We start from the raw sequence: 13,481 nt of genomic DNA, 5'->3' as shown, positions 1-13,481 counted from the left end.
CGCGAATAACCTCATGTGGCACGAGCCTGCAACTGTAACACAGTCTATCTGAACTCGGTATGGCGGCGGGCGCCACTGGTGACAATCGGCAGACTGATGCTGAAAGTTGTCCCCTGACCGACCCGGCTTTGTACAGTGATTTCACCGCGGTGCAGTTGAATGATTTTGTGCGCGATGGGTAAGCCCAGACCAAAGCCGGGCGTACTGTGGGCGTTATCCTGTCGCCAGAAGGTCTTGAAGATGTGCGGCAGATGGTCGGATTCGATGCCTGGTCCGGTATCGCGCACTTCAATGACAATGTGCTGGTTGATCAGGCGGCTGGTGACGAAGATGTCGCCCTCGTTGGGCGTGAAACGCACCGCGTTTTCGAAGATCTGCCGGAAGGCGTGCTCAAGATAGGTCGAATTACCGGAAATCGTGGGCAGATCTGGCTGGAGGTCGAGATGGAAAGTCTGACGTTTGCCCGGCACGAGCGGACGGCCCATGCACAACCGCTCCAGTTCGTCGTTCAAGTCTGTTTCGTCGAACGGCAGTTCATCTAGATTTTCCAGCCGGGTCATCAGGACCAGCATGTCGAGCAGCTGAATGAGGCGTTCAATCTCCCGCTCGATTTGCGCGCGTTTCTCCTGCCGTTGGTCAGGATCCGGCGCTCGGTAGAGCAGATACGCGCTGGAACTGATGGTCGCGAGCGGTGTGCGAAACTCGTGCGTCGCATCCCGGATGAAAGAGGTGAGCAGTTGGCGCCGTTCGCGTTCCAGCGCGAGTTCGAACTCCTGCCGCTGCGCGCGCTTCAACTGCGTAATGTTGCGGACAATCGAGATCACTTCATCGTTCCGGTAGCTCACAATCCGGACTTCAAAGTCCTGCTCTTCACCGTGGATGGTGAGGGTGTACTGGAACATCTGCTGTTCACCGGTTGTAAGTAGGCGTTCAGTGAAGTGCATGTGCTGTTCGACCAGCGCTGGCGGCAGTATTTCCGCCATGTTTCGACCGAGGAAACGGTCGGGTTGCAGCAGTAGATCGCTGGGAGTGCCTGCATGGTAATCCAGATACGTGCCATCCCTCGAATACCGAAACACGAGATCCGGCAGCGCGTTCAACAGCGCTTGATAGCGCGCGTGGCTCTCGCGCAGTGCTTCCTCGACCTGCTTGCGTTCAGTGATGTCGACGGCGGTCGTATAGTTGTAGGCTTCGCCCTGCAAATGCAGGATCTGCGCCGACATGAGCACCGCAATTGGACGGCCAGCGCGAGTGTAGATGACGGCTTCCTCATCCTGCACATACCCATCGCGGTTCAGCTTGTCAATGACCTTCTGCCGGTAAACTGGGTCGAGGCGCACAACGTCCGTCGATTTACGCCCGATCACTTCGTCGAGGGTGAAACCGAGCTTATCGCAGAACGCTTGGTTCACCTCGACGTATTCCCCGGTGGCGACCTTGCTCAGGCCAGCGATGGCCGGATTAGCCTGAAACACGGCGGCAAACTTCTCTTCGGAAAGTTTGAGCGCGGAGATGTCTTTAGTCACACCAAACAGCGCGGGTTCACCATTCCAGAGACCTTGCGTGATCGTGGTTTCGACCGGGATCAGCTCGTGCGTTTTGGTTTCGATGGGAACCGGGCAATGGGTACGCACACCCGCCAGCATCGCCGTGACAATTTCGGCGGCTTCGTCGCGGCGCGCGGCGGGATGTACGGTCAGCACCGATTGGCCGATCAACTCTTCTGGTGTGTAGCCGAGACGTTTGCTCACCGTCTGGTTGATCTCGATGATGTTGCCCTGCTTATCGAGCACGAAGATGAAGTCATTGATACTGTCGAACAGCGTGCGCAAATTGGTTTCGCTGTGGCGCAGCGCCTGTTCCGCCTGTTTGGCCGCCGTAATATTGCGATTGACGATGGCCAGTCCGTCGCCCACCCGGACGACCTGTTGGTGATACCAACCTTCCGCGGCAAACCCGGCTGGCACTTGGTAATCTTCAACCAGCGGATTGCCTGTGAGCACCACTTGTTTGAAAGATTCCAGAAATCTTTGCGCGTAGTGAGGCAGCAGTTGGCTCAGGCGGGCGCCGATGAGCTGCGCGCGCGGCGCTGAGAGTTGGCGCGCGGCATTCTCATTCGCTTCGAGGAGCTCAAAGTCGCTGATTGCACCCTGCGCGTCGCGCACGCACTTCAAGAGATAGAACGCGTCGAGGCTCGCTTCAATCGCGCTCCGATAGCGTTCTTCGCTGAGCAGCAAACGCTTGCGATTGCGGCTGATGGCGCCGATAGTGATCCAGCCGATAATGGTGAGCAGTATGAAAAAGACCAGATAGGCGTACGTGACGCCGAGGCGGATTTCGGGCACAAAGAAGTAGTAGCTGATCATGCTGAGGCACGCCAGTGTGACCAGCGCAATGGCGGTGCTGTTCAGGCCGAGGCTCGCCACGATGACCGCGAAGATCAGGAAATTGAGCACGGTCATCTTTTCCATGGTCGGCGCGGTGGCGCTGAGGGCGGCAATGACCATGCCGAAAATCGCAAACACGAGGATCAGCGCGCCCGAAGTGTAGTAGCGCGACCGACTCAGTCCGTACGTGGCACTGAAGGCCAGCAGCATCCCAAAGGAGATGATGCGGCCTGCTGTGAATTCGGGCGAGGTCAATATCCAGATAGGCGCGGCAATGAAGAGCGCTACGAGCAGCGCGAGCGCAAAAGCGGCCAGGATCTGGGCCTGATGGCGCTGTTCCGCCGTTTTGAGATCGACCGACGGGGCCGTAAGCCTGGAAGCGAATTGTTTCCAGCGCTGCAAAGTGCGCTCATCAACCAACATACCTAACTCCAACGCCGCGAGCGTGTGTTGTAATCACTCCTCTATATTCTAGTGGGCAAATGCGAACTTAATATTCGTGATTTTCACGGAGGAATGTTACCTGTGCGTTTATAGCGGCATAAGCTTGAGCGCTGGGGGCGGTTTCGCCTCCCCGAAACCGGGGAGGCGTTGAGGGTGGGGTCGGCACACTGCGTTGAAGCGCCAAACTGCCTGACCGACCCCTGTTCGAGCTTGCGTTTAGCTTTCCAGAATGGACAGCGTGAAGATGCCTTCGGCGTCGAAATCGCCGTCGGACGCGTGGTTGTAACCATAGCTCGTGACGAACAGCAGGTAGGTGCCCGACTGCTGCAGTTCCAGACCGGAGATCGCCGAATCCAGACCATCCGCATCATCATTGAGGCTGATGCGCGCGCCGCTCGGGTCAAAGACGTAGAGCAGGGGATCGAAATCAGCGCTGGTGAGCGTCAGGTCGAGTGACTGGCCTTCAGTCCCTTCGAACGTGATGAAATAGACGGGTTCGCTGGTAATCAGTTCGCCATCCGACGTGTTGCCGACGGGCAGTTCACCGCGCAGGAAGAAGACGGTGTTCTCTTCGTAGCCTTCGAGCCCCGTGGGTTCGGTGTTGCCGCTCAGCGAGATATCGTAAGCATGCGGGTCGAAGAGTTCCTCTTCAGTGTTCAGGTTGGTGAAGGTTGTGGCGACGATGTAGTAGCTGCCATCATACGGGAGTTCGAAGTCTTCGATCAGCGACGACAGTGAAACGCTGCCGCTGTCATCATCGTAGGCCAGCACTTCCCCGGCCTGACCCAGCAGCACAATCAGCGGATCAAGGGTGCTGCCATCGTCGGTCTGCACCATGCTGATCGTCACCTGGTCGCCAGCACTGCCGTTGAAACCCAGCAGTTGACCCGTGACAAAGCCGTCGAAGGCTCCAGAGTAGGTATCGCCATCGAGCAGAATCGGCAGAGTGATGCCTTCGCCTTCACTTTCCACAGCCGGTGTGGGTTCGGTTTTCTGCGCGCTTACGGCTGAGACGGCCAAAGACATAATCAGAAGGAGAACAGTTAGCAGTTTCAGAAACTTCATGTGGCATGGGCTCCTTGGAGTTAGAAAAACGCTCTGTCTAAGTATAGGGATACTTGACGCGTTTCAGCCTTGAGACCACATAAATTTGGGGGGAAGCTGCCGGGATAGGCCGATTTACCTATCCCCAACCAGCGTGAAGCGACCATTGAGCGCACGATCCTGATCCAGCGGGCCGCGCTGTGAACCGCGCGTTGTGAGCACCGCCGAGTACACGCCGCCGCGCGGCTGACCCGCCGGTGGAACCCGCAGCAGGTCAAGCGTGTGTGTGCCGCTGACCGAACGATAACCGCTTGTGTGCACATCTGGTCGCTCGATGGACGCGGCGGAACCGAAGAGCGCGGTCAGCGCTTCCAAGACCGTGTCCGGGCCGAAGACCGTCAGTGACTGGATGCCCGTCACGCCGTTGGCATGCTGCGTCTGTTTGGGGATGCGTTCGTCACGCGGGGTAAGGTCTTCGATCAGGAAGGGCGTGCCCGGTTGGTTAACCGGGTCGCTTAAGCCCATCAGCCATTCGAGTTGATAGCCGTCGGGCCGCGTGCGGCTCAGTGGGGTAGGATCGGAGATCTTGAGACCGTGCGCGCGAAAATTCGCGATTTCTGCGCGTAATTCGTTGGTCACGAGACAGTAATCGGTCAGACCGCCGCCATGCTGGAGCGCGGCATACCAGCGATGGCCGGGGTTTGGCGCGTAAAACGCCAGAAGTTCGATGTAGGCTCCATCTTCAAAGGCAATCAGCGCATTGTGCGAGCCGATCGGGTGGCGCCCACCCGGCACCACGGTGAAGCCGAGCGCGGTGTAGTTGGCGATGGCCGTGTCCAGATCGGGCACGACGACCACCAGATGATCAATGCCTTGCAGCATAGTTCCCCTCAATCGTCGGTGATGGCGCTAGTCGTCGTGATCCGGGTCGCCGTGCGGCTCGGTGATCATAAAGCCGTTGTCATCGCCCATCATCGAGTGTGGCTGGTCATCGAAGATGCGCTGACCGTAGAGTTCCGGCGCGTTCGCCGCGCACAGTGTCCCAAACTTCGGCTGCGCGTAGGCGAGGTGGGTGGTACCGCGCGCCAGAATATGGAGATAGTTAGCACTGTCCCCCGCATACGGCTGACCGTGATTCCACGGTACGCGTGACCGGGCATTGCAGTAATGGCTGACAAAGGCGCGGCGCGAATAATTGGCGCGGTTGGCATGTGAACGGTGCAGAATGTGCCCGCCGAAGAACACCACGTCGCCCGGTTCAGCCTCGACTTTGACTTCTGCGCCTGGGTACTTGGCCGCGATCTTGGCGAGCGTGTTTTTCGACGTATCCGGGTGGCTGGCATTGCAGATTGTGCCGATATCGTCGAGCAGGCGGTCACCGGGGTGATCGACCTGATCATCCGGATAGATCGGCTCGTGCTGCGAACCGACGGTAAACCACAGACAGCCGTTTTCCTCGGTCGCCGGGTCGAGCGCCAGCCACGCGCCGCACAGCGTATCGGGCTGCGTGGGGATGTAGTAGGCGTCTTGGTGATAGCCTTGCCCCGCCTGCCCGGGCTGCTTGAAGAACAGCATGGTTTGCAGTGCCAGCACGTCCGGCCCGATCAACGCTTCCAGCACGTCGATGATGCGCGGATGCAGTAGGAAACGTTCGTGTACTTCGAGCACACGGTGTGCCATGTGCAGTCGTTCCCACGCTTTATGGCGTTCGGCCAGCGGCAGCGCCAGATCCGGGGCGGGTAAACCGGGCACGTGGACGTCGCCGTTCATGATCGCGTCGGTGTGCGCGTTGAGTTCTTCGACTTCGGCGCGTGAGACCAACCCTTTGACGACCAGAAAGCCCTCACGGCGGAAGCGGACATACTCATCGACGGTGACCGGGTAAGGCTGGTAGGGCGGCACACGCTGCGCGGTGGCCGGGGCGGCTGATGCGTCCATCGGGCAAACCTTTTAATTTTGGCGAGATGATGCCTATAGTATGAACGGAGTGCCGCGTGCGGTCAACCGAATGCCCAGTTGCTGGGTGCGAAGCGGTGTTTTTGAGTTTTCGCATGGAGCGCGAGCATAATAGGGGCGCTGCACCAGCAAACGCTCAGCATCAAAGGAACCGAATAGGCGGATTGATGAAACTCTTGGTTTTTCGTGCCTTGTGGGGCATGACGGGTTCAATTCCGGAACAACTCGAACGCATCAGCGCGGCGGGCTATGACGGCATCGAGATTTGGCCGCGCTTTTTGTCGCCCAGTCGCGCGGACTGGCTAAGCCTCCTCAAAGCTTACTCGCTCAAGTTGATTGTCGCGGACTTGATACCTGATCGCGCCAATTTGCAGCGCGACCTCGACGAACTGGCGCGTTATAGCCCGCTCAAGATCAATTTGCAGGGCGGGCAGGATGCCATGACATGGGACGAGGGGTGTCGCTTTCTCGAAGAAGCGCTGCGCGTCGAAGCGGCCATCGACCTGCCGGTGTGTCACGAAACGCACCGCGGGCGCCTGTTCTACACACCGTGGACGACGGCGGCCTACCTGCGCGAGTTCGGTCACCTGAAGCTCACTGCGGACTACAGCCATTGGGTGAACGTGTGCGAACGCCTGCCCGATGATCAAGCCGCCGCGTTGGATCTGGCGAATCGCCACGCGGGTCACATTCACGGGCGCGTCGGTTACGCCGAAGGTCCCCAGGTGCCGGATCCGTCAGCGCCGGAATATGCGGCGGAACTCGTCTGGCATGAAACCCAGTGGCAGCAGATCTGCGACCGGCGGGCTGCGGCTGGAGATGAGTTTCTTACCTTTACGCCGGAATATGGCCCGCCGACGTATTTGCACACGCTGCCGCATACGAATGTCCCCGTCGCTGATCTGTGGCAGGTCTGTTTGTGGGCAGCGCAGCGGGCGCGGCAGCAGTTTGGGGCATACACCTGATCAGTGAGAATTTGGAGACGATTATGATTGCACTTTTGCGGTTTTTTGATCCGGCGTTGGGCGCGCGTGTGGGCGTGCGTCTGGGCGACGAAGTCTATGATGTGACGACGCATTTCCCCTCTGTGACGCACTGGCTGCAGGCGAGCGCTGGCCGGGTCGCCGCCGCGATTGACGAGCTGCGCGCTGCGGCAGTTGGGCAAGCGATTCTGTTCGCTGACCTGCTAGCCGCGCCCGCGTCGGGTGTACGCCATCTCCTCGCGCCCGTCGACGAACAGGACGTGTGGGCGGCGGGCGTGACCTACGAACGCAGCCGTGCCGCGCGGCAGGAAGAAGCCGTCGACGGCGGCGACATCTACGCGCGGGTGTACGCCGCCGAACGTCCCGAATTGTTCTTCAAGGCGCGCGGGCGCTGGGTGATCGGGCCGCTCGGCGAAGTGGGTATCCGTACCGACTCCGCGTGGAATGTGCCCGAACCCGAACTCACGCTCGTCATGAACCCGGCGCTGGAGATCGTGGGTTATACCGCGGGCAATGACATGAGCAGCCGGGACATCGAAGGCGCGAATCCGCTGTATCTGCCACAGGCCAAGGTCTACGCGGCGTCGTGCGCGCTCGGCCCGCAGATCGTGCTCGGCGAACTCACGGCGTGGCCGAACGTGAGCATCCAACTGGAGATTGAGCGCAGTGGACAGGTCGCCGTGCAGGGGACGATCACCACGGAACGCATTCACCGCCGCGCCGCGGATCTCGTGCAGTGGTTGGGGCGCAGCGCGAGCTACCCCGAAGGCGTGTGCTTGCTCACCGGGACGGGCATTGTGCCCGGCAGCGATTTCACGTTGGCGGCGGGCGATGTGGTGCGTGTCACAATTGATGGCGTCGGGACGCTCACGAATACGGTCAAAGTTGTGTAAGCGCAACCTTGTTGAGGTCTGCACATAGACAGTCTGTCTAGATTTGTGTAAATCGCCACTAAATTATCGATATTATAGTGGTATCATCGACGTGTTGAACATCATTGTAGACTTGGTGGATTTACACGTATGGGCATCTACAAACAGTTGGGCGCGCTGGCTGCGCGCTATCGGATCGTGCTGGTCATCCTGTGGATTGGGCTGGCGCTGGCCGTTGGGCTTTTCGCGCCGCGCATCACGCAGGTGACGACCAGCGACATCAGCACCTTTTTGCCCGCCGATGCGCCATTTCGTGAGGCGGCGCGCGTATTGGCTGAAACTTATCCGAATGATTCCTCGGGCAGCAGCTATCTGATCGCCATCGAAGCGCCGGACGGCGTCCTTAACCCCGGCGCGGAGGACTTCGCCGGACAGTTGGACACGGCGGTTGGTCGCTGGTTAGCTGAGTTCAAAACGTGGCTGCAAGCCAGCGAGATTGCGGCGGATATCGCCCGCATCACCAGCCCGACTGATTCGGCACTGCTCGCGCAGCAGTTGGTCGCGGAGAGCAATCAGGTCGCGCTCGTGAACATCAGCCTGACCGGTTCAGGCACGGCGAAAGTGGTCAAAGAGGCGCTGCTGGAGTATCGCAGCACCAACACGCCGGAAGGCGTGCGGACCTACATCACGGGCGGCACGGCGATCACGCAGAGTACCGCGGAATCGAGCCGCGAGACGGCGGAGAGCACGCTCGTCGTCACGGTGGTGCTTGTGATCGTGCTGCTGCTGCTCATCTACCGTTCGCCCGTCAGCCCGCTGCTGCCGCTTGGCGCGGTGACGCTGGCCTATATCATTGCGCAGGGCGTGGTGGCGTGGCTCAGCCAGCAAATCGGCATGTCGATCAGCACGTATGCGAATGTGCTGTTGGTCGTGGTGCTGTTTGGCGCGGGGACGGATTATTGTCTGTTCCTGATCAGCCGCTACCGCGAAGAAATGGCCGATACGCCTGATCCCAAGGCGGCGACGACGAGCACGCTGGCGCAGGTCGGCGAGACGCTTGTCAGCAGTGCCGGGACGATCTTCGTCGGTTTCATTGCCATGAGCTTCGCCGAAATGGGTTTGTTCCGCACGGCGGGACCGGTGCTGGCGATCGGCATCGTGATCATGCTGCTGGTAGGCGTGACGTTTGTGCCCGCGCTGCTGGCGCTGCTCGGCAAGCGGGCATTCTGGCCCGGCAAGGCGGTGCATCGTCCGACTGGAAACTACTATGAGCGCATCTCGCAGTTGGTGAGCAGTCGCCCGGCCTTGTCGGTCGTGGTGATCATCGCCTTGATGCTGCCGCTGGCGCTCTACGGCCTGTCGACGACCGTGAGCTATGACCTGATCGGCGATTTGCCGGTCGATGATCCCGCGGTGGCAGGGTACGGTCTGGTGCGCGACAACTTCGGCGCGGGGACGATCATGCCGCTCACGGTCGTGGTCACCGGGCGGGATGCGGCGACGGTCGCGTCAGAGATCGACGCGCTGGCGCAGCAGTTGGCCGCGCTGCCGACCGTCGGCGATGTGCGCAGCATTGATGATCCGCTGGGGCAGAATGGCAGCATCCGCAACCTGACGCGCGTTGACGGCCAATTGACGCTCATCCTCGATCAGCTTGACGGGGCGGGCGGCGGGACGGGCGGCGCAAACCTCGTCGCCGTGATCGGCGCGCTGCAGAGCTATCTGGATTTGCTGGCGCAGACCTTCCCAACGATGGCCGCCGATCCCAATTTGACCGAATTGCAAACGCTGCTGAGTAATCCGCTCCAGTTGGCGCTCCAGCGCGACAAACTGCGCACCGATCTTGAAGGGCTGGCGGCGACGTTTGCGACGATGAATGATGCCTACCTCATGCCGACTGCGCTCACGCCGCTGCTCGCCAGCGCTGACGAAGCGCAGGCCGCACTGATCGATCAGCTCAACAACACCTATCTCGCCAATGACGGCAGCGCCTACCGCATTAATGTGATCGTGAACGTAAACCCGAACAGCGATGCCGCGTTGGACACAGTGCAGCAAATCCGCGCGCTGCTGCCGCGGTATGAGGATGGCAGCCAGGCGGTGCTCAGCGGGCAGCCCGTCACCTTGGCAGATATCCGCGACACGATGAACCGTGACCTGCTGCGCACGATGGCGCTGGTCATCCTCGGGATTTTCATCGTGCTGCTGTTTATGCTGCGCAGCCTGATCGCGCCGATCTACCTGATTTTGACGGTGATCATCACGTATGCGTTCTCGCTCGGCCTGACCGATCTGGTCTTCCGGTTGGTGTTGGGCGTGGAGAGTTTGTCATGGTATATGCCGTTCTTCACGCTGATTTTCCTCGTAGCACTCGGCGTGGACTACAGCATCTTCCTGATCGGGCGCGTCAAAGAAGAAGTGCCGCGCCACGGCACGCGGGCGGGTGTGCACAAGGCCGTCGCCGCGACCGGAGCAATTATCACCTCGGCGGGTTTGATCCTCGCGGGGACGTTCGCCGCGCTGCTGACCGGGAGCATCATGGGGCTGATCCAGCTCGGCTTCGCGGTCGCGTTCGGCGTGCTGGTGGATACCTTCGTCGTGCGGACGATGCTCGTCCCGGCGATCACCGTGCTGCTGGATAAGTTCGCGTGGTGGCCGGGCAATCTGGCGCACGCGGTTGTTAAAGAAGAAGCCGAACCGGTCGCGTAAACTACCAACCTCACCCCGTTTCGCTGCGCTCAACCGCCCCTCTCCCACGGGAGAGGGGCGTAGAACCGTCAGGGTCGCTGGGGTGAGGCGAAATTCGTCCGTCTCCGTCAAATTTGTAACCAAACCGTCACAACTGCGTCACATCGGCGGCGACTCTCCCCCGTACAGTGAGTCCTGTACGACCGCAATGCAAAGGAGATTGCCGATGACACAGGTATCGCGCCGCAGTTTTCTGCAGTTCGCCGGGCTGACAATGGCCGGCCTCGCCGCTGCGACCACGCTCGAAAAAATCGGCGGGGTGAGCGCCGTGCAGGCGCAGGCGGAAGGTGGTGGTTTCTCCGGCGCGGCGTTCCTCGCCAATGTGTCGCCGGAACAGCATGTGCTCAACCGGCTGACGTGGGGCGTGCGCCCGCAAGACCGTGACCGCATTCGCGAACTCGGGATCGAAGGCTACATCGACTGGCAGTTGGATTACGCCAATATCGCCGATCCGGTGATTGACGAGTTTGTCGGGGCGCGGCGTGTGCTCACGATGCCGCCCGAAGAACTACTCCAGCTCAGCAGCGAAAATTACGAATATGTGATTACGACGGCGCTCTGGGCGCGCTTCTACCGTGCCGCCTACAGCGAACGCCAGCTCTACGAGCGCATGGTCGAATTCTGGACAGATCACTTCAATATTCCGATTTTTGACCTCGTCGCGGGCAAAGTGTACGACGACCGCATCGTGGCGCGGGCGCATGCGCTCGGCAAATTCCGCGACCTGCTGTTCGCGTCGGCGCAAAGCCCGGCCATGCTCGACTACCTCGACAATGACGTGAGCGACAAAGACCATCCGAACGAGAATTACGCTCGCGAACTGATGGAATTGCACACGCTCGGCGTGGATGGCGGTTACACGGAAGCGGATGTCACTGAAGTGGCGCGCGCTTTCACCGGGTGGACGAACAACCCGGCGTGGGATGGCTTCTTCACGTTTGACGCGGAGATGCACGACACGGGCGCGAAGACGGTGTTGGGGAATGCACTGCCCGCCGGACGCGGCATCGAAGACGGGCTGCAGGTGCTCGATATCCTCGCGCGGCATCCGTCGACGGCGCGCTTCATCAGCAGCAAGCTGATCCGCCGCTTTGTCGGCGACCTGCCGCCCGCCAGCCTGGTCGACAGCGCCGCGCAGGTCTTCATGCAGACCGATGGCGACATCCGGCAGGTCATGCGGCACATCCTGCTCTCCGGCGAATTCATGAGCTCCGCCGGGCAGAAGTTCCGCCGCCCGCTGGACTATGTCGTGGCGATGACGCGCACGCTCAGCTCCGGTTTGCAGATCGAAGGCATCGAGACGGTCTACTACCTGATCGAGCCGCTCGGGCACATCCCGTATGGTTGGCAGCCGCCCAACGGTTACCCCGACGTAGCCGCCGCGTGGATCAACACCAATTCGCTGCTGCATCGCTGGAACGCGGCGCTGCTCATGGCGTTGGGCGGCGAGGGGTACCTCCCCGGCGTCGCGCTCAATCTGGATCGGGTTATACCAGCAGCGGCGACGGCGGGTGAACTGGTCGACGCGACGACCGCGCAGATCCTCGGCTTCCCCATCGCCAGCGCCGACCGCGATCAACTGATCGCCTATGTGTCACGGGCTGCCAACCCAGACGAACCGCTCACCGAGAGCGCGCGCTATGAAAAACTGCCGGGGCTGGTCGGTCTCGTCATGGCCTCGCCGTACTTCCAGTGGCAGTAAGCCGTCCGCAGCGACTTTAGACCAAGAGGAATGAGATGAGCATTTCACGACGTGGATTTTTGAAGGCGACCGGGAAAGCGGCGGTGATCGGTTTGGGAACGCACTTGTTCCCCTCATGGATGCCGCGCATGGCCTTCGCGCAGGGCGACCGCGCCAACCGCGATGTGCTGGTGGCGATCTTCCAGCGCGGCGGCATGGATGGCCTGAACGCCGTCGTGCCCTTCGGCGAAGGCGCGAATTACTACGACCGGCGCCCGACGATTGGCATCAGCGCGCCGGACGGCAGCGACTCGAGCGCGATTGATCTCGATGGCTTTTTCGGCCTGCACCCGGCGCTGCGTCCGCTCAAAGAGGTATACGACGCCGGGGCACTGACCGTCATTCATGGCGCGGGGTCGCCTGACCCGACGCGTTCGCACTTTGACGCGATGGAATACATGGAGCGCGGCATTCCCGGCGATAAGCTGACCGGCACGGGCTGGATCAACCGCCATTTGCAGTCAGCGGCGTGGCAGAACGACTCGCCGTTCCGCGCCATCGGCATGGGCTCGATGCTGCAAGGCTCGCTCCGTGGTCCGATTTCGGCGCTGGCGCTGCGTTCCATCACCGACTTTCACCTTGCCGGGCGCACGGAACAGCTCTCGACCATTCAGCGCACGCTGAGCGGTTTGTACAGCGTGCAGTCCCCGGTCGATGCGCTGACAGCGCAGGCCTCCGGCGTGTTCGGCACGATGGATCTGCTAGAGTCGCTCTCCGCGCTGGAATATCAGCCGAGCTACGGCGCGGTCTATCCGGATACCGAATTCGGCATGGGTTTGCGCCAGATCGCGCAGCTCATCAAGGCGGATGTCGGGCTGGAAGTCGGCTGCGTGGACATCGGCGGGTGGGATACGCACGATGGTCAGGGCAGTACCGACGGCGAATTGGCGAACCGCTTAACCGAGTTCGCGGATGGGTTGGCGGCGTTCTACAGCGATCTGCGCGACTACATGGCGAACGTCACCGTCGTCACCATGAGCGAGTTCGGGCGCACGGCGAGCGAAAACGCCAGCGCCGGGACGGATCACGGGCGGGCGAGCGCGATGTTTGTGATGGGTGGCGGCGTCACGGGCGGCATGGTCGCCGACTGGCGCGGCCTGGCCGATGACGCGCTCGACGAGGGCGACCTCGCCGTGACCATCGACTACCGTGATGTGCTGGCGGAAATCCTCACCAAGCGGGTGAGCAACTCGGCCATCGACCAAATCTTCCCCGGCTATACGCCGAACCTGCGTGGTTTGATCCGGGAGCGGGCGTAATGTGTCGCCCGGTCGCGGAGCAACCCGCGCAGCCGACCGTAACCCTG

At 61.0% G+C, this 13,481-nt stretch carries 9 protein-coding genes; 5 read left to right on the top strand and 4 right to left on the bottom strand.

What is annotated here, in order from left to right; genetic code table 11:
* Positions 1-44: 44 nt before the first annotated feature.
* From IPK17_RS28875 to IPK17_RS28860, 4 genes are all read right to left on the bottom strand, one after another.
* Positions 45-2,810, bottom strand: coding sequence for a PAS domain S-box protein (locus tag IPK17_RS28875; RefSeq protein ID WP_343421162.1), 2,766 nt, complete (start codon positions 2,808-2,810; stop codon positions 45-47).
* A gap of 237 nt (positions 2,811-3,047) precedes the next feature.
* Positions 3,048-3,896, bottom strand: a complete 849-nt coding sequence (locus IPK17_RS28870) for a pre-peptidase C-terminal domain-containing protein (protein WP_343421161.1) — start codon at positions 3,894-3,896, stop codon at positions 3,048-3,050.
* A 114-nt stretch (positions 3,897-4,010) separates the two neighbouring features.
* Positions 4,011-4,757, bottom strand: coding sequence for a VOC family protein (locus IPK17_RS28865; protein ID WP_343421160.1), 747 nt, complete (start codon positions 4,755-4,757; stop codon positions 4,011-4,013).
* A gap of 27 nt (positions 4,758-4,784) precedes the next feature.
* Positions 4,785-5,813: a phytanoyl-CoA dioxygenase family protein gene (locus IPK17_RS28860; RefSeq protein ID WP_343421159.1), complete on the bottom strand. Its 1,029-nt coding sequence runs from the start codon at positions 5,811-5,813 to the stop codon at positions 4,785-4,787.
* Between the two features lie 185 nt (positions 5,814-5,998).
* On the opposite strand from IPK17_RS28860, the gene IPK17_RS28855 reads away from it, so the two are divergent.
* The 5 genes from IPK17_RS28855 to IPK17_RS28835 all read left to right on the top strand — a co-directional run bounded on the left by IPK17_RS28855 (position 5,999) and on the right by IPK17_RS28835 (position 13,434).
* A complete protein-coding gene (locus IPK17_RS28855; protein ID WP_343421158.1) occupies positions 5,999-6,796 on the top strand; it encodes a sugar phosphate isomerase/epimerase family protein in 798 nt (265 codons plus the stop codon).
* Positions 6,797-6,819: 23 nt separating this feature from the next.
* Positions 6,820-7,707: a fumarylacetoacetate hydrolase family protein gene (locus IPK17_RS28850; protein WP_343421157.1), complete on the top strand. Its 888-nt coding sequence runs from the start codon at positions 6,820-6,822 to the stop codon at positions 7,705-7,707.
* 129 nt (positions 7,708-7,836) lie between these two features.
* The gene (locus IPK17_RS28845) at positions 7,837-10,395 is read left to right on the top strand and encodes an MMPL family transporter (protein ID WP_343421156.1); all 2,559 of its coding nucleotides are present in this window, start codon (positions 7,837-7,839) and stop codon (positions 10,393-10,395) included.
* Between the two features lie 205 nt (positions 10,396-10,600).
* Complete coding sequence (locus IPK17_RS28840; RefSeq protein ID WP_343421155.1) at positions 10,601-12,136, top strand: DUF1800 domain-containing protein; 1,536 nt, start codon at positions 10,601-10,603, stop codon at positions 12,134-12,136.
* A gap of 35 nt (positions 12,137-12,171) precedes the next feature.
* Positions 12,172-13,434: a DUF1501 domain-containing protein gene (locus IPK17_RS28835; RefSeq protein ID WP_343421154.1), complete on the top strand. Its 1,263-nt coding sequence runs from the start codon at positions 12,172-12,174 to the stop codon at positions 13,432-13,434.
* The last annotated feature ends 47 nt before the right edge of the window (positions 13,435-13,481 follow it).

This window comes from Candidatus Flexifilum breve (genome assembly GCF_016713355.1).
This window is presented reverse-complemented; position numbering and strand designations above follow the sequence as displayed.